Source organism: Pseudomonas paralactis (genome assembly GCF_001439735.1).
GTDB classification, from domain to species: Bacteria; Pseudomonadota; Gammaproteobacteria; order Pseudomonadales; family Pseudomonadaceae; genus Aquipseudomonas; species Aquipseudomonas paralactis.
The window spans coordinates 295267-312067 of the sequence record NZ_JYLN01000002.1; the positions used below are offsets into that span (position 1 = coordinate 295267).

Sequence of the window (16801 nt, forward strand, 5' to 3'; positions counted from 1 at the left end):
TGCTTCAGATGTCAGTGTCTGCTTCTTCCATCTCGTCAACCGGCTCGCGGTTGGCGGCAGCTTTAACGTCCGGCGCCGGGGTCAGCAGCTTGTCGCGGATCTGCTTCTCAAGCGTGGCAGCGATATCCGGATTGTCCGCCAGGAACTTGGCCGAGTTGGCCTTGCCCTGACCGATCTTGCTGCCGTTGTAGGCATACCAGGCACCGGACTTCTCGACGAAACCGTGCAGTACGCCCAGGTCGATCATCTCGCCGTTCAGGTAGATACCCTTACCGTAGAGAATCTGGAACTCAGCCTGACGGAATGGCGGGGCCACTTTGTTCTTCACGACCTTGACGCGGGTTTCGCTACCGACAACCTCGTCACCTTCCTTCACCGCGCCAGTACGGCGGATATCCAGACGGACCGAAGCGTAGAACTTCAGCGCGTTACCACCGGTGGTGGTTTCCGGGCTGCCGAACATCACGCCGATCTTCATACGGATCTGGTTGATGAAGATCACCAGGCAGTTGGCGTTCTTGATGTTACCTGTGATTTTACGCAGCGCCTGAGACATCAAACGGGCTTGCAGGCCCACGTGCATGTCGCCCATTTCGCCTTCGATTTCAGCCTTGGGTACCAGGGCAGCCACGGAGTCGACCACGATCACGTCGATGGCGTTGGAGCGCACCAGCATGTCGGTGATTTCCAGGGCTTGCTCGCCGGTGTCCGGCTGAGAAACCAGCAGGTCATCGACGTTGACGCCCAGCTTGCCGGCGTACTCAGGATCCAGGGCGTGCTCGGCGTCGACGAACGCACAGGTGGCGCCCATCTTTTGCGCCTGGGCAATCACCGACAGGGTCAGGGTGGTTTTACCGGAAGATTCAGGACCGTAGATTTCAACGATACGGCCTTTTGGCAGGCCGCCAATGCCGAGTGCGATGTCCAGACCCAGAGAGCCGGTGGAAATAGCCGGGATCGCCTGACGGTCGTGATCGCCCATACGCATTACGGCACCCTTGCCGAATTGACGTTCGATCTGACCCAGGGCCGCAGCCAAGGCTTTCTTCTTGTTGTCGTCCATTAAAGTCCTCACGTAATCAATAAGGCCTGACGGCCAACACCTGTATAAGTAGACAGTATTGTTCCACAAAGATCGGTGATCGCCTACCCCTGATTGTCTATTTCTGCTGCAGCTCGTCGCAACAAGCCCTCCAGCGCGGCTTTCACCGTTTGTCGGCGGACCTCGTCGCGGTTGCCGGGGAAGTGCGCGAGCTCGGCGGTCACCTCATCGCCCACCGCAAAGGCCAGCCAAACGGTGCCCACCGGCTTGTCCGGCGAGCCGCCATCGGGGCCGGCCACACCGCTGACCGCCACGGCAAATCGCGCCAGGCTTTTTTCCTGCGCACCGCGGGCCATCGCCTCCACCACTTCCTGGCTGACAGCCCCGACCTTGACGAACAGTTTTTCCGGCACATTCAACTGTCGGGTCTTCTGCCGGTTGGAATAGGTGACATAGCCCGCCTCGAACCAGGCCGAGCTGCCCGGAATTCGCGTGATGGCTTCGGCAATGCCGCCGCCGGTACAGGACTCGGCAGTGGTCACGTGAGCACTGAGCACCTGCAAACGGCGACCCAGTTCGGCAGCCAGTTGAGTGATTTCCTTCACAGTCGTCTCCAGGAGTGGGCGGGGGTTCGCCTACCCTACAGGAGCCTATCGGCCATGCAAGATACAGAGTGCATCAAGAGACTAACGCGCGACGGCCTGCACATAGGCCTGGCAAGCACGCAAGGCGATCAGGGCGCTGTCGCCGTCGTCGGTGATGCGGATAATTCGTTGAGCATGCGCCGGGTCAAGTCGGGCTCGCGGGGCTGCATGAACCACGCCGCCGGGGGTGGAGGTGGCTGGCACTGTACAGCCAGTGGCGGTGGTGTCGAGAAGGACTGACAGCCGCACATCAGCAGTGGCCAGGCGATCGCGCAGAGCCGCTTGGTTGCGTTGGGCATCGCTTAATTCCTGGGTGTGTTGCTGGTCGCTGGCGTTGAGCTGTTGCTCAAGAGCCAGGCGTTTGGTTTGTTCGGCCTGTTGACGCTCCAGGGCTGCCTGGCTTTGTCGACTCAGAGCCTGGGCATGGGCGACCGATTGCAACTCAATACGCGCACCGTATCGCCACGCTTGTACCTGCCAGACCAACGCCATGAGCAAGCACACACCGATCAAGCGAAACGCGCCTAGGAAGCGCATAACACCGCCTTCGCCCGGGCCCATAATTGCAAACGGTCGTCCAGACCGTTAAGGCCACCGTTGATGCGGCGGGTGATGGTGGTGAACTGGCCTTTGTCGGCGAGCTCGTTGAGGCCGTTGCTTTGCCAGAACCAGGCGGCGGATTCGCAGGCCCATTGCGGTTGCTCCAGCAATTGTGGCTGGAGCAACAGGCGATCATCGGCGAACAATGCCTGGCTGCACGCAAGGTAATTACGGCGGCCAGTTATCTGGATGAGCCCTCTGCCACGATACTTTTGTCCATCTCCGTCCGCTTCGGGGGTGTTGCCCAGGCGCGCGGCCAAGCTGCCGGTGTCGTACTTGGTCAGGTATTGATCACTGCCCAGTTCGCGCACGTAGTGCAGTTCACCCGACTCGTGACCGATTTGAGCAAGGAAGGCTGCGGCGCGTTGGGGAGTGTTGATTTGCCGATTCAGCATTGCCAAGTTGAGTGAGGATATGAAAACGCCCGCTAGAGAGCGGGCGCGTGGGAAGACTTGCTGAAGTTGCGCGAGTGTCATGGGATGACCTTGCCACGGGCCACCGCTCTGGCAGCCAGAATCGCTTCGGGCACGGGCGTGTTCTCTTCGAGGTACCGCAAGCTGTACCAGTCGGTAGACGCCAGATAAGCAAGGGCCTCACGGGAGTCCGCCTGTGCCTGGAGGTCTTGGGGGGTCTGGTTTTTTTCAAGCTTCGACAAATCAAACATCGCTCAAGTCCTCCACGGGTTTGGCTGAGTGATTGGGCGGATCAATCGGCTCGACCGGAAAGGGAACCGGCCCGGCGGATACCTGGAGCCTGCCGTTCTGCCACATATAAGCTGGCGCCCCCGCGTTGACGGCCAGCTTCAAGGTCAATTCGATCTCGCCATTACGACGGGTGACGGGCCCTGCGAACAATTCATGCCCGATGGCGGACATCGGCAGGGTCATTCCGTCAGGGATCTGCGAAAGGTCAATCCTTTGGTCATTCAGGATCAATGTTTCACCTTCGACAAAGGCTGTCGTGGGAGTCGCGATGCCAAGAGGCCGAAAAGGAACATGGTGAATAATCATGCGTGCCATCTCCCGATTGCCGTCACTGTCACGATATTGTTCAGCGTCCGGTCAGACATAAAAAAGTAGGAACCACTATTGCCGTAGCATCTGGCCGACATGTCCCAGTCAATCGACGGGTAAATGTTGGGGAACACCGCCACAGGCGTGTCCGCGAAAGCCGCCAGCCATGCAACGTTGCGCGTGACACCAGCGGTGTAGCCGGTGAAGCGCTGCTGACAGATTTGCAAACCCCCGGCAAAGCGGAAGTACCAATTATCGAGCGCACCGCCACGTTCGATCAGCCCGGAATTAATTGGCAAAGCACCCGAAGGGCCAGCGTTAAGCACCCCGGAAATCGCGTTACCGTTATGAAGAATGCTGCGCCAGTTGGGTGCCGCCGCGCCTGGGTTGACGCTGAACTGGCGGAAGTGAATACCATCCCCCGATACCGCCATCGACAACTGCGCACGCCACTGCGGATCATGGCCCCACGCCTGGGACAGCACACTGATCGCACCAAAGCCCGGCACACCGTCGGGGTGCAGGTAATAACTGTACAGGCCGGTATTGGCTTTGTTGGGCGAAGCGGTTTGCGCCGCCGATAGCCCCATCAATTCTCCCGGCGTTGCGCCTGGCGCAGTCCCCAGGGCGAAAACCGATGTATTGATTTCGGCGCGCCACGGTGACCACTGCCCATCGCCCCGTCGGCCGCGGGTAAAAACCGACTCATCCAGCATGGCTTTCGCGGTTTGCCAGATATAGCCGCCCGAGTTGGCAATCTGCAGGATCTGTACATAGGGATTGGGCAGGTTGGCGCCCCCATTGCCGAACTGAAACAAACCACTGACACGCGGCAACTCGTTGGCGTCGTCGGTCGGCTGTTTCGAAATGGGCTCGGCGCCCCAGCCCGCATGACCCATCATTGACACTCGCCCTGGGGTGAAGTCGTCGCTGCCCGTCACTACGTTTTGAGTGGCTGCCGTGCCCAACTGAGCCTGGCGGGCAAACAGCTCCTGGGTCATTGCGTTGATCTTGATACTGGCGCTGCGCGGAGTATCACCGCCGACGCCAGTGGGTGCCGCACCAATATTGATTTCCTGTCGTGCCATGGGGACTCTCCATAGTCAGTTCAATAAAAAGCCCGCGCGAAGGCGGGCACTGGAAAACGCCTGTCAACCGTTCAAAAAACTGGCACCACCACCGGAGCCGCATCGGCTATTTCACAATGCAGGGAAACAGCCCCGACCAACTCGTAGGGTTGCCCGTCTTTTTGCAATTTGACGGTCATGACTTTTCTGGAGAACGTGATAACTGCCAACACTTCTTTCTCACCGACTCCCATGCTGTAGCCCCACCCACTCCCTTCAGGCGCCAGCGGGATAAGACCCAACGTACCGCGCACTTCATAGACACCTTGAGCCTTTCGCTTCGAGGTGACTTTCTGATTGCTGAACGGGACAACCGTGCAAGCGCCCTCGGCCCCGCGTAGTTCAATGACTGCTCTCATTTCAAATCGCCTTTATCGAGCCATCAGCCTGTTTTGCGCAGTTGGCCGTGTTCAGAGTGGTAATGACATTCAGCGCGCCCACGTTCATGCCGGTGGTAGGCGGTGCGATGTCCGCCTCCGTGATCCAGTTCGATGCAAAGGCTGCGGGCACTTCAAGGGTGCCGGTCTGAATTGAATACATCGCAAACCGGGGCAGGTAGACCACTCCGGGAAACCCGATGTAAACGGACATCAGGCCGGTCTCTGGACGGCGATATACGCTGACTTTCAAAGCGGGTCCGCCTTGCACATTACCGATGGCCGGGGATGCTGCATTCAACAGCGCAACGCCGGAACTGAACGCGCCCTGGTAGTAATACCAGGACAGGTCAAGCGTAAACGGCGACGTGTATCCGTTTATGCAGCCCACACAACGAATCAACGGCGATTCGCTCTCGGTATAGGGGATGGCGGTGTGGATGGTCAGCGAGGAAACCAGAGAACCACTGGCCCTCCCCGCCTCCGTGGTGTTTTGCCCAAGCAGGCGCTCACCATCAGCCTGAAAGGCACGCGACTTGAGGCCCAACCTTTGCTGGCTGGAGGCCAGGCCTGGGCCGTCGGTGAGGACTTTTTGCCAGGGTTGCCAAACGCCCACCATCTCCACACGGACCCACTTGGAAGCGTCGTTGACGACAAAGTACTCTTGCATGGTATAGCCAGCGCCGGCCTCATTGACGGTCAACCAACCGTTTTGACCTGTGGGAGTATGCAAGCCGGATATTGAATAATAGGTGCCCGGTTTGCGCACACCATCAAGGTCTGCTTCCGGGAGGGGATTGTAGGCGCCCACGCCAAAGTCGCCCACGCGAACGACTCGGCCCGGAGTATGGTCATCGGCGCTTGTCGTCAATATGCCCGAAGCCGCCGAGCCAAGTGCATCCATCCGGCTATATAGCTCTTGAGTCATCGCGTTGATTTTAAAATTAGCGCTACGCGGTGTATCACCGCCCACACCGCTGGGGCGCGTACCGAGATCAATTTCTTGTCGAGACATCCTTAACCTCCAAATTGAAAATCCATTTCAACCTCAGCAAGTTCCTTATCTTATTATCACTTGCAGTCATATCCCGCTCACATCGACTACGAGGTAGCTGTAGGCTTCAGCTCGATAATTGAACTCTTTCACCTGATGCTGCTTGGTATATCCATAGTAATAATAATATTTGACCTTAAAATTTATTTTACCTGGACCATGAGTGAAGAAGTTAGTGCTCGCATATTCATTAATCCTGAAGTTCCCACCGCCACCCGTAAATTGCGTGGTGCGCCAACTTCGCCCACATCGACCTCCAAATACAACTGCATATTTCTTGCCTGTCTCATAATTATGATCGCCGACCACCGCCTCAAAATTATCCGTCCCTACCAATACGTCTCTTACAATTAACTGAGGCGTCGTCGCGTCATAAACCAACTCGCCATGGTCATTGAATATCTGCATGCCAAAGGCTCCTCCCGCAGACACGCCCGGCCGGAAACGATAAACGTCCAGGTTGACGATCGTTGAACCATCGGTGACGTAACGCTGGATGTAACCACCTCCACTGCGCGATACATTCGCCAGGCACACTGAGTGAGCTTCGTTCTGGGCGCGTACAGCCACAATTTCCTCGGCATCCGGTATCCAGACATCCAAGTACTGCCCCCATGCCGGGTTGCTGCTGGTGGCAGTACTCACCTGAGTTGTCTTACTCACAAAACCGTAAGTTTTAAAGTTTTGATCAAGGAGTACGCTGCGGTCATCGTTTAAAACTTGAAAACCAATAGCCATCATGAAATACCGTAAGTGATAAGCCCTGGATTGACAGAGGCACTCCACATCAAGGTGTTCTGTGAAATACGGCATTGGGGCCCATCAGTAACATTGATGCCTGCCTCGAGTGTGACCATATACCAAGGACGACCTTGAGCGAATGCATCGACCATCAACGAACCTGATCCAGTGCCGCTGCTTATTCTACCAATCACTCGAGCAAGCCGAGTGTTTACATCGACCAGCACTTCGCCCTGTGCATTGAACGCTTGAAATCCTGCTGCCATAGCCTCTCTCCTGTTGATGGGTTGGTGATTAACCCCAGATCCCGAATCGAACACGCAATACCTGGTTAGCATCAAACACTTGAACCAATTGATTGCTGATGGTCATCCGGCCACCGCCACCTACCCCGTTAAGTTCCAACCCACCCGCCTTGTCAAGCTTCCAACCACGGACACCCGGTTGATAGTCATTGGACTGAATAACCTGACCAATTTTGGCGTTAGTGATCGTGCCGTTCTGAATAAATGCACTATCGATAAATGTCTCAGTTCCCCTGACTGCGAACGGTGTCGAAGGCTTACCCGGCGTATTTTCGTTATAAATCGCAAACTGATCCGCCGAAATCAGAAACTGACTTTGTAACCCACCTGGACCATTCTCGATGCCCAACCCAATACCGGCGAACTTATAACCACCACCCGCAGCAACTTGCATCCGCACTGACCAATTCGCCGCCAACTTCCCATTGGTATCCGCAATCGCCGAGGCATTGGTCTGGATACTCACTGACTGTTGGTTAACTTTGGTCTGTACCGTTTCAATGCTTTGGGCCAGCGTTTTATCCGCAGTGGCCAACGTCGTTAGTCGCGTATCAATCGATGCCGAGTTGTTATTGACCTTTGCATCCAGCCGCGTAACCCGCTGGGCAAGGGCTTCATCCCGGGAAGCAGAAGCGCTATCTACGCTGGTGATACTGGCTCGGTTCTGATTAACCCTGACCTCCAACGCATCCGTCTTAATCGCCTGGGCAATATCACCTTCGGCAATCGCAGACATCACCGACCAAGTACCAGCCATGGAAACGTCATCACCCGCAAATGAGGTTTGCTCATCACCTGCCATCTTCGGATTGACCTGAGCATAAACCCCGTCGGTTTTCTGGGCGGTGCTGGTAACCTTGCCGTCCACCGTCTCAATCGCTGTTTTGTTCTGCTGGATCTGCAACGCCAGTGCATTGCTGGTTTGCACCAGGGAGCCAATGTCGAGCCAATAAGCCGCGTTAGGCGGCGGGCTGTTAGCCGGTACTGTCTGGATAGCCTGGTAAAGATGATTTTCCTGGCGTACAAACTCGCCACTGGCATATGCCCTGGCCGCGTCATACAGCAACGCATCCGTCACTTGATCAACCAGTGCTTGCAGTTCTTTACGGGTATTGTCCAATCGGTCGTTGACCGAACCCGCGCCCGATCCATCAATCAACTCGATACGGTCGAGCAAGTGCTTGCCCAGTTCCGTCTCGCTGATTTGCCCTGCGATCAGATCCAGAATCGGCGAAGCATCCGAACTCGCTTGCCCGTTGACGCCCGACCCGCTTGGAAACCACGGCCCGATATTGCCCGTGCGATCCACCAACCGTGCCCAGAAGAACAACGACGTCCCCGCCGCCAGCCCCATCATGGTCAAATCAGTCTGCGGATAGGCGTAATCCCCCAGCTTGGTTGCCATCGCCAGATCAGCGGTCTTCCCGTACCAGATTTCCGTACGCTGCAAATCCGCCGTGCTCACTCCCTGCGGAATCTGCCATTTCACCTTGATCGCAAACACCAACGACTCCGTCGTCAGCGCGGCCACGGTCGGCGGCAGTGTGGTCTTGCCGTTAAGGACGGTTTCCACGGACTCGCTATACAGGGAGCCGATATCCAGCGCGTTGATCGCCCGCACCTTGGCCACATAACGCCCGGCATAAATGCCGGACACCTCGATAGAACTGCCGCCCGTGCGGCCTGCGTAGACCCATTCACCGTCGTTCTTGCGCCAGTAAGCCTCGTACGCAATGGCATTGGCCACTCGCTGCCACTCGATGGTCATGACATTGACCGCGCTGCCTTGCTCGACGAAATGGTCATTGCTGACCGTCACGCCGGTCGGTGCTGCTTGCACGCTCGGCGGGATCACGGTGATCGGCGGGCTGTCGATTTTGGCGCCGTTGTCGATGGCGGCAAATTTGCTCGGTACGTGCTTGACCGCGCTGAGGCTGTATTTGATTTCGTCATCCGAAAAGTCTTCGGAAATCGACAGTACGCGAAACTGTTGCAAAGCCAGGGTCGCCGAATCGATAGCCCAGATCGATTGGGCCGACGGGAGTTCGTCGAGCCTGGTTTGCAGCACTACCAACTGCTCATCCGCACCTGCGGCGCTGACGGATTTTACCGCTCGGGACACCGCCTTGCCGTTGGGCATCACCAGGGTGATGGTGTCGCCGGCAGTGGCGGTGACTTCGGCATCCAGGGTCAGGGTGTCGAGGGTGGCAGCGCGCAAGCGCCCGCCAATGCGGCGGCCGGCGCGGTCGTTGTCGGCCACGCGGATGATCTGGCCGGGGCGCGCCAGGGTGCCGTCGAGGCCGACCGCGAAGGTCACGCTTTCGGTTTCCAGGCGGTTGGTCAGCAACGCCCATTTGCCGATGCGCTGGGCTTGGGCTTGCGACGTGCAACCGGTGGCGCTGATTTCGGTTTGCTGAATGCCGTAGCGTGCGATGCCTTCGGCGTCGTCGACGTATTGCACCTTCTGGCGATAGAAATCCGTCGGGTCATTCCAACTGACCAGGGCGACGGTGTAGCGGGTCTTTTTCGCCGAACCGCCGTAGATGAACTGGCCGCCGATCACGTTGGCGTTGGAGTAGGTGTAGACCGGGTCTTCCGGCATATCCGCCACCGCCATCACGGAACCCGCGCCCCAATAGGCCATGCCCCGAAAGGTAGTCGCCAGGTCTTGCAGCACCTTCAAGGCATCGGCACGCACCGACAGGTACAGGTTGCAGGTGAAGCGCGGTTCGGTGCCGCCCTTGCCGTCGGACACCGGCTGGTCGCAGTACTGGCCGATGCGGTAAAGCTCCCACTTATCCACTTGGCCGGCGTTGAGCAGGTGGCCCAGGCCATAGCGTTGGTGCAACAGCAGATCGTAGTAAATCCAGGCCGGGTTGTCGGTCCAGGCCGATTTGAACGTGCCGTCCCATACCCCGCTGTAGGTGCGGGTTTGCGGATCGTAGTTACTTGGCACCTTGATGATGCGCCCGCGCAGTTCGAAAGAGCGCGAGGGGATCGACTGAAATTGTGCGGCATCGAATTGCAGGCCGATCAGCGCCGAGCCCGGGTAGCGCAGCTTGGCGTCAATCACCTCGGTGGACGACTCCACGGTGGTGGTATCGGCAATCGCACCACTGGTGGAGTTGGGTGTAATACGCCGCACGCGCAGGGCCCAGCCCACTTTGGCTGGGGGCAAGTCAACGCGGTGGGAACGTTCGTACTTGGTGGTGGTTTTACCGCTGAACGCAGCGGCCAGCACCTCTGTAAACGCACCGCCGTCGGTGGACAGGTCGATGGCGTACTGCACGGTATAACCGTTGGTGTCGCCGTTGCTGGTGTTGGTCTGCGACAGCCGCGTCACGGCCAGGCGAACCCGTACCGCCGACAGTTGCAGGTTGGAATAGGACTTGGTCCAGGGCTGATCGCTGCGCAGCTCGATCGACACCGGGCTTTCGTTTTCCACTGCCGGGAAGCCAGGGATATGTGACTGGTCCTGGCTGCCATTGCGGGTGTCGAGGGTCACGCCACTGAAGTTGAGGCTGCCATCGGCGTTGGCCAGCGGGGTCTCGTCGAGAAACACCGAGCGCTTATCGTTTTTCAAACCGACAATCTCGCCTTCGCTGACGAGATCGAGGATACGGGCATAGGCCGTACTTTGCAGGCTGTCTGGCGCCTCCACGGAGGGACGGGGCTTGGACGCGCCGCCTTTGCTGCCAGCGAGAGTGAGGTCAGTCATGGCTTTCCTTCAGGCGAAATAAAGCCCGCACTCGGCGGGCTGGTTGAAGAGCAGGAACGTTAGAGTTGATCCTGGGTGTAGATCCCGGCGCTGATCACGGAGCTGCCGACGATCAGTTGGCCGTAAAGCAGGCCTACCGGGTTGCCCTGGGCACTGGTGTTGACCGGTCCGTTGAAGCTGTAGCTGGCGCGGTTATTGGGGCCATCTTGTGCCGCCAGCCCCTTGGGTACGGGTGACAACATCTGCATCACGCCTCCCATTACCATGGAGGCGCCCATCATGATCATGCCCGAACCAAACGGTGCGCCGGCACCAAAGGTACCGCCTGTGATAATCGCGCCAACGACAATCAGCACCGCGCCGACAATGGTCTGCAGGGCGCCCGCGCGCTTGCTGCCGATCAGCACTGGCGCCAGGCGGATGTCGTCATTGCCGATCGGGGCACCGAGGCGCTCCTGGGGGATGTTTTCCTTGCCCGTGAACACCGAATAGGTCAGCCCGTTGTCTTTGGACTCCATCAGGAAACGTTCAAAGCCAGGCAGAAGGATGCTCAGGGCATGTATGGCCTCTGAAACGCTACTGACTGCCAATCGATGCACTCTGCCAAAGCGCGCCCCCAGCACGCCATACAGGCGAACCGTGCGCACCTTTTCGGCAGCGGTTTGTTGTGTGGCTGGCACGCACGTTTGGGAATTGGGAGTCACCGCAATCTTCCTCATAGTTGGTCCTGTGCATAAATGCCCGCGCTGATGACCGCGCTGCCTACCGTCAACTGACCATAAAGCAGGCCCACAGGGCTGCCTTGAATGCTGGTATTGACCGGCCCATTGAAGCTGTAACTCGCACGGTTTTCCGGACGGTCCATGGTGCCCAGGCCTTTGGCCATCGGCGACATCAACTGCATAACGCCGCCCATGGCCATGGAAATCCCCATGCTCGCGGCAAAGGTCCAACCGGTGGTGGATGAAGCACCGATCAAGGCTGAGGAACTCCCCGAGGCCAGACCGCCAGAGAAGTACGAGGCAGCGACAATCAGCGCCACGCCAATAATGGTTTGCATGGACCCTGCGCGTTTGCTGCCCATCAGTACCGGTGCGATACGTATATCCGCAGCGCCTGGAGGTGCCTTGAGGCGATCCTGGCCAATGTTGTCACGCCCCAGGAAAATCGAATACGTCACGCCCCGGTCCTTGGACTCCATCAAGAAACCCTCGAACCCCGGCACCAGAATGCACAGCGCATGGATCGCTTCTGAAGCATTGCTCACCGCCAGCCGATGCACGCGCCCGAAGCTGGCGCCCAGGCTGCCGTAGAGGCGCACCGTCCTGACTTTTTCATGATGCATGGCATCCTCCAGGCGAATGATCCGCCGATGTGGTTAGTGTTTGGCCCGCAGGCCGTGTCGCCAATAGCTCACCGTCACCTCGCCCCAATAGCCGCCGTAGGTATCGCGCTTGCTGTCGCGGCCATACAGGTGGTGCAGGATCGAACCTGGGGCCGGGTAATGTTCGGGTTCACTTTGCAGCACGCCGTCGGCCAGGTAGATCGCAGCATGGTTGGGCACTGGCGAGCGGATCTGCATCAGTACGATATCGCCCTGTTGCAGTTGGCTGACCTGCACGAAGCCAGCGGCCGGCAGGTTGTCCAGGTAGAGGTTGCCGCCCTTGTCCCACCAACCGTCTTCGCGCTGATAGTCGCCAAGCTCGATGCCCAGCTCGCGACGGTAGTAGTCGAGGATGATGCTCAGGCAGTCATGCACACCGTGGGCGAAGGCGCGACCGATCAGGGGCGCCTGGTAGCCGTTCGGCGTGCAACTGGCCCATTCACCAGTGCGGACCTGCCCATCGTCTTCCGTGCGTACTTCCACAATGTGCCAGGGCAACCCGGAGGCTTCGCACGCCACACGGTCTGCTTCACTGGGTGTCGCCGGACAATCGGGATGGCTGTGTACTACTGCGAGAATCTCGCCCCGCTCTTCGGCGCCGGCGTAGTCCTCGGGCGCCAGGCGAAAGTGTTCGCTGGGCGTGCTCGCCGTATTTCGACACGGCACATACACACGCTTGCGCCCTTCGCGAATCAGCAGGCCGCAGCACTCATGGGGATACGCGGCCACGGCGTGCCGGGCAATCGCCGCCAGGTTGGTCTTGTTCATGCTCAGCTCCGCAACAGGCCGGCTGCCGGAAATGAGCCGTAGGGCAGCGGGTTGTTCTCGCCGAAACGCAGCTTGCAGCTGGTCAGCCGCCCACCGCATTTATCCTTGGCCGCGTCGGTGACGATCACGTCATTGGCATCCGCCACCGGGCCGCCGTTATAGCCGCAATAAGGGCCACGGTAACCACCGCAACTGAGCCACCAACACACGTTGGCAACGATCTGGCGACGTGGCAGCTGCACGCCGTTGAAGTCCAGCGCACTGGCCAGTTCGAACTTCACCGTCTCGCTGCTTTCCGCGACTTTGCGCTCGACGTACCAGATGTCCGGCGGCAGTTCCTCTTCCGGGTCGGCTTCGGGCTGGCCGTCGAGGTACTTGGCCAGAGTGCGATGGCGGATCAGGCGCGCGCCTACCAGGTCTTCGAAATACAGCACCAGCGCCGTGATGAAACCGCCGACGTTACCTACGGCCAGTGTCGGCGTCGGTTGGGTGCCCTGCCCCGACATTTCAAAACCCTCGGCCTGGATCGGCCAGGGGGAATATTCGTGGCCCTGCCAGAAGATCGAAGACTCCTGGGGGTAACCATGAAACCGGTACAGCTCGGCGCCCAGGGGAGTGGCATCGAGCTCGAAAAGTTCCACCCAGGCCCCGGGCTCCAGGGTCTGGATATCTGCAGTGATGGACATATGATTCTCCGGGCAAAGAAAACCCCGCACTGTGGCGTACTGCCGTTCAGTTAAGGCTTTTTGTAGGAGCGAGCTTGCTCGCGAAAAACTCACAGGCGCCGCGTTCAATCAGGAAACACGCGTTATCGTTAACGTTTTTCGCGAGCAAGCTCGCTCCTACAGAGGCGATATACGCTTAACTGAACGGCATTACGCACTGTGGCGGGGTGGGGGCGGCGCTAGGGGTGGAAGGCTTGCTCGAACGTCGCCGTCAGGGAGTAGAGCCCGGCGCCCATGGGCGTGGGCTGGTAACCCTTGCAGCGATACAACGCAGGCGCTGCCAGTGGCGCGGTCCAGTTGAACGCCTTGGCGCCGGCATGGCGATCAAGGAAAGCAACGATCGCTTTGATGCGCGCCTCGTCACCCACGAACGTCAGTGGCCAGGACTGGGTTTTGTTGTTGATCCCGTCCGCTGCCGTCTGCTGGTAGCCATCGCCGAACTTGGCCGTCTTCAGGCGAAACTCGACGCTGCCGACGGGCTCCACCTTGGGCACCCAGGTGAAAGTTTCTGTGCTCATGTTTTCTCCAGGCCGAAGCCGTTGGTGGTCAGCGGCCGTTGATGGCCGACCAGATTTGCCCGCCCGGCTTGAGGTCGCGGGCGATCTGTTCGGCAGCGCCCTGGCGGGCGGAACCGGCATAGGCGCGAGCGACGTTCTGGGCGTTGGTGTCGGTGCCTGAGCCCTGGCCGTCGGCGACGTTGATGGTTTGCTGGATCACCACTTGGTTACTGCTGGTGCTGCCTGATTGGCCGCCGCCCAGTGCACGCACGCCCAGGGAACCGTCGGAGCCACGGCTCAGAGGCATGATGGCTTCGGGGCCGGCTTCGCCGAAAAGGGCCATGGGGGCTAACGTTGGGCCAGTGGCGAGGGAGTTGGTGAAGGTGCCGCCATTGGCAAAGGCTTGAACACCGTAGTTCCAAGCGCTCCCTTTCGCGTTGTAATGAATACCCGCCGTGTTGAGCTGGGGGTTAAAGGTGTAGCTGTTAGCATCGACACTGGTGGTTGTCGGAGTCGGCGTGCTGCTACCCAACCAGGCACTCACTGCCGAACTGGCCAGCCCGAACAACGAACTCAGCGCACTGGATGCCGCGGTCTTGGCCGCCATCGTGGCCATGTCCTTGAGCACTGACGTGGCGAAATCCGAAAAATTGAATTTGCCCGTGGTGGCGAACGTCAGCACCGCCTGGTCCATTTTCTCGAAAGCGCTGGTAAACACTGCCTTCGATTGTTCGGCCGCCGTACCTGCCTTGTTCGAATACTCATCGAACGCACTGTTAGCGCCCTGACGCCAGTCATCAAGCAGCTGCGTCATTTCGGCGAAGTTGCTCTTTACCTGCCGGGCCTTTGCATCGTCCAAAAACGCCATCGCCGCTTCGTCACCCGAAGGCGTGGGTACAGCCTCTGCGTATGGCCCACCCACTGGAAACGTCAGCCCCGCCCGCTCGGTGTAACTGGACTGCGCATCCAACGCGCCAACAAAATCATTCTGCGCCCCCTGGCTCTGCTTGAGCACTTGCACCAGTTGCGCATTTTTCTGGATAAATTTTTCCGCCGCATCCGTGGCCGGGTCATAGGCCCGTTGAAAGCCCTTGAACTGGCCGGACGTGACCTGTAGCGCCGCTGCGGCAGAGGCGCTGACCTTTTTACCGGCGTCCTCGATCTTCTGCTGCATCTCGCGCAGGCTGTTTTCGGTAATCCGTGACGCCTTCGCCAGGGCCTGCTCCAGGCTGCCGAGGTTGAGCGTCAGATTACCCTGGGTAGCAGTTGCCATAGGTTTCTCCGGGTCATGGATAAAACCCGTCGAAACGGGTTTCAAGGAAAGTGGCGTCGTCCTTAACGCCACTCGTTCATCGCACGTTCGAGCGACACACCCCGGCGCAGCTCATGAGGCATGAAGTCAATCATCTCGGCCGTGCCGCCGCCCAGCCGGTGGGTCTGCAGCGCTATCAACGCGCTGCCCGCCTCCAGCCGCCTACCGGCGTGCAGGGAGCCATATCGGTCGATATAGCGCCCCCAGGCCAGGGCTTCTTGATAGGTCATGCGTTCCTTGGCTTCGGCGATCGTCCGGCCGCCCACTCCGTTCAGCACCAGTTCGTGCCAGAACTCATCGGCAGCCGTCAGCTCTTTACGCCGCCACCCTGGGTGCCATTGACCTCATTGACTGCATTGAGGATCACAAACCCCAATGACGGCTCAAGGCCGAACGCATCGTCGTAACTCAGAGCTTCATCACCCTCGGCACCCAGCGACACTGACGCGGCGAGATAGCTGGCGTTGCGGCTCTGTGCTGACTCGCCTTGACTGAACAGACGCTCGATCACGCCGAAGGACTGGCGGCGAATGTGCAACGTGAACGTGTCAGTCACTTGCTTGCCGGTCTTGCTGTCCAGGTGCGTCCAGCTGATGTCTTTCTTCACCGGCTGGGCATCGACGATGCCGCCCTTGGCTTTCAGTTGTTTGAGGTTCATGGCGTCTCTCAGGCTTTCTTGATCCAGGCGCTGGCGCCAGTGCGTTGGATGGTGACGGTAGTGGTCACGACTGCGTTCAGTGCGAAGTTGAACGGGAAGTCCGATACGTAGCCGTCAAAGGTGAACCAGGTGCGGGTTGCCGGCAATTCAAAGCCATCGCCCTTGGCGTTGACGGTCGGCAGCACGTCCTTGCCATCGGACCAACCCACGGCCCACTTCACGCCGGTATCGCCCTTGGCTTCAGACAGCTGGTGCAGGCGGATATGGCTGGCGTTGGTCGGGTCGGCGTTCAGGCCCAGGCTCGCCGTGCCAGGGGTGCGCAAACCTTTCTTGTAGCTGCGTTCTTCGGCGTTGAGGCTGGTGTCTTCAATCTGCTCGGCCGGCGCGCCACCCGGTTCAAACGAAGTGGCGTGCTCGACTTCCAGCACGGTATAGGGCCCGGTGCCGGAGACCGGCGGAACGAGGGCGAAAATCTGGGTACCTTGGGTAAGAATCGACATCGAGTGTTCTCCATGAACAATAAAAAACCCGCGAAGGCGGGTTGTGGGGTGCAACGGCTGTGTTGCTGCGTACAAGGCAGGTCGAGACGGGATCAGGGCGCCGGTTTGCCGTCCAGGTAAGGCGGTGAATTCGGGTCCGGCTCTCGGCTCTTGATCAGGTCGACCAATGCCTGGTTGCTCTGGGCCAACAGTCGAATGGCCGCGTTGAGCGCCACTTGGCCATCGGTCTGGGTTTGCAGGGCGGCGATCAAACGGTTGATCGCGGCCAATTTTTCGTCATTCATAGGCATCCTGGTTCCTGTAGCGAGTCAGTGGTGAGCGTGCGCAACGTGCAAC

The 16801-nt window shown here is 59.1% G+C and carries 22 protein-coding genes; all 22 read right to left on the reverse strand.

Translation table 11 applies throughout. The annotated features are described in order from the left end of the window. Nucleotides 1-4 precede the first annotated feature (4 nt). The 22 genes from recA to TX23_RS05680 all read right to left on the reverse strand — a co-directional run bounded on the left by recA (nt 5) and on the right by TX23_RS05680 (nt 16749). The gene (gene recA / locus TX23_RS05580) at nt 5-1063 is read right to left on the reverse strand and encodes a recombinase RecA (RefSeq protein ID WP_005785454.1); all 1059 of its coding nucleotides are present in this window, start codon (nt 1061-1063) and stop codon (nt 5-7) included. An 83-nt stretch (nt 1064-1146) separates the two neighbouring features. Further along, on the reverse strand, nt 1147-1647 hold the full coding sequence (locus TX23_RS05585) for a CinA family protein (protein WP_014717175.1): 501 nt from the start codon (nt 1645-1647) through the stop codon (nt 1147-1149). An 81-nt stretch (nt 1648-1728) separates the two neighbouring features. Beyond that, on the reverse strand, nt 1729-2223 hold the full coding sequence (locus TX23_RS05590) for a lysis system i-spanin subunit Rz (protein ID WP_057701363.1): 495 nt from the start codon (nt 2221-2223) through the stop codon (nt 1729-1731). Beyond that, nucleotides 2211-2762 carry a glycoside hydrolase family 19 protein gene (locus tag TX23_RS05595; protein WP_057701364.1) on the reverse strand — a complete coding sequence of 184 codons (552 nt, stop codon included), beginning with the start codon at nt 2760-2762 and terminating at the stop codon, nt 2211-2213. Before TX23_RS05595 ends, TX23_RS05590 begins: the two co-directional genes overlap by 13 nt. Beyond that, on the reverse strand, nt 2759-2950 hold the full coding sequence (locus TX23_RS05600) for a hypothetical protein (RefSeq protein ID WP_057701365.1): 192 nt from the start codon (nt 2948-2950) through the stop codon (nt 2759-2761). The genes TX23_RS05595 and TX23_RS05600 overlap by 4 nt, the downstream gene beginning before the upstream one ends. Continuing rightward, the gene (locus TX23_RS05605) at nt 2943-3296 is read right to left on the reverse strand and encodes a hypothetical protein (RefSeq protein WP_057701366.1); all 354 of its coding nucleotides are present in this window, start codon (nt 3294-3296) and stop codon (nt 2943-2945) included. The genes TX23_RS05600 and TX23_RS05605 overlap by 8 nt, the downstream gene beginning before the upstream one ends. Then, the gene (locus tag TX23_RS05610) at nt 3293-4387 is read right to left on the reverse strand and encodes a hypothetical protein (protein WP_057701367.1); all 1095 of its coding nucleotides are present in this window, start codon (nt 4385-4387) and stop codon (nt 3293-3295) included. The genes TX23_RS05605 and TX23_RS05610 overlap by 4 nt, the downstream gene beginning before the upstream one ends. Before the next feature lie 71 nt (nt 4388-4458). Then, complete coding sequence (locus TX23_RS05615; protein ID WP_057701368.1) at nt 4459-4785, reverse strand: hypothetical protein; 327 nt, start codon at nt 4783-4785, stop codon at nt 4459-4461. Nucleotide 4786: 1 nt separating this feature from the next. Beyond that, complete coding sequence (locus TX23_RS05620; RefSeq protein WP_157243906.1) at nt 4787-5818, reverse strand: pyocin knob domain-containing protein; 1032 nt, start codon at nt 5816-5818, stop codon at nt 4787-4789. A gap of 66 nt (nt 5819-5884) precedes the next feature. Further along, nucleotides 5885-6595, reverse strand: a complete 711-nt coding sequence (locus tag TX23_RS05625; RefSeq protein WP_157243907.1) for a hypothetical protein — start codon at nt 6593-6595, stop codon at nt 5885-5887. Beyond that, the gene (locus TX23_RS27975) at nt 6595-6864 is read right to left on the reverse strand and encodes a hypothetical protein (protein WP_157243908.1); all 270 of its coding nucleotides are present in this window, start codon (nt 6862-6864) and stop codon (nt 6595-6597) included. The genes TX23_RS05625 and TX23_RS27975 overlap by 1 nt, the downstream gene beginning before the upstream one ends. A gap of 28 nt (nt 6865-6892) precedes the next feature. Beyond that, nucleotides 6893-10621, reverse strand: coding sequence for a host specificity protein J (locus TX23_RS05630; RefSeq protein WP_057701371.1), 3729 nt, complete (start codon nt 10619-10621; stop codon nt 6893-6895). A 59-nt stretch (nt 10622-10680) separates the two neighbouring features. After that, nucleotides 10681-11340 carry a tail assembly protein gene (locus TX23_RS05635; protein WP_198843640.1) on the reverse strand — a complete coding sequence of 220 codons (660 nt, stop codon included), beginning with the start codon at nt 11338-11340 and terminating at the stop codon, nt 10681-10683. Continuing rightward, nucleotides 11337-11966, reverse strand: coding sequence for a tail assembly protein (locus TX23_RS05640; RefSeq protein ID WP_057701372.1), 630 nt, complete (start codon nt 11964-11966; stop codon nt 11337-11339). The genes TX23_RS05635 and TX23_RS05640 overlap by 4 nt, the downstream gene beginning before the upstream one ends. 33 nt (nt 11967-11999) lie before the next feature. Next, a complete protein-coding gene (locus tag TX23_RS05645) occupies nt 12000-12773 on the reverse strand; it encodes a C40 family peptidase (RefSeq protein ID WP_057701373.1) in 774 nt (257 codons plus the stop codon). 2 nt (nt 12774-12775) lie between these two features. Continuing rightward, nucleotides 12776-13459 carry a phage minor tail protein L gene (locus TX23_RS05650; protein ID WP_057021849.1) on the reverse strand — a complete coding sequence of 228 codons (684 nt, stop codon included), beginning with the start codon at nt 13457-13459 and terminating at the stop codon, nt 12776-12778. A 218-nt stretch (nt 13460-13677) separates the two neighbouring features. Continuing rightward, the gene (locus TX23_RS05655; protein WP_005785426.1) at nt 13678-14016 is read right to left on the reverse strand and encodes a phage tail protein; all 339 of its coding nucleotides are present in this window, start codon (nt 14014-14016) and stop codon (nt 13678-13680) included. Between the two features lie 28 nt (nt 14017-14044). Continuing rightward, nucleotides 14045-15268 (reverse strand): phage tail tape measure C-terminal domain-containing protein, encoded by a 1224-nt coding sequence (locus TX23_RS05660; RefSeq protein WP_057701374.1) that lies wholly within the window; start codon nt 15266-15268, stop codon nt 14045-14047. Between the two features lie 62 nt (nt 15269-15330). Further along, a complete protein-coding gene (locus tag TX23_RS05665) occupies nt 15331-15585 on the reverse strand; it encodes a hypothetical protein (protein WP_057701375.1) in 255 nt (84 codons plus the stop codon). A 29-nt stretch (nt 15586-15614) separates the two neighbouring features. Further along, on the reverse strand, nt 15615-15965 hold the full coding sequence (locus TX23_RS05670) for a phage tail assembly chaperone family protein, TAC (protein WP_057701376.1): 351 nt from the start codon (nt 15963-15965) through the stop codon (nt 15615-15617). Nucleotides 15966-15973: 8 nt separating this feature from the next. Further along, nucleotides 15974-16465: a phage tail tube protein gene (locus tag TX23_RS05675; RefSeq protein WP_032893279.1), complete on the reverse strand. Its 492-nt coding sequence runs from the start codon at nt 16463-16465 to the stop codon at nt 15974-15976. Nucleotides 16466-16557: 92 nt separating this feature from the next. Next, nucleotides 16558-16749: a hypothetical protein gene (locus tag TX23_RS05680; RefSeq protein WP_057701377.1), complete on the reverse strand. Its 192-nt coding sequence runs from the start codon at nt 16747-16749 to the stop codon at nt 16558-16560. Nucleotides 16750-16801: the final 52 nt, after the last annotated feature.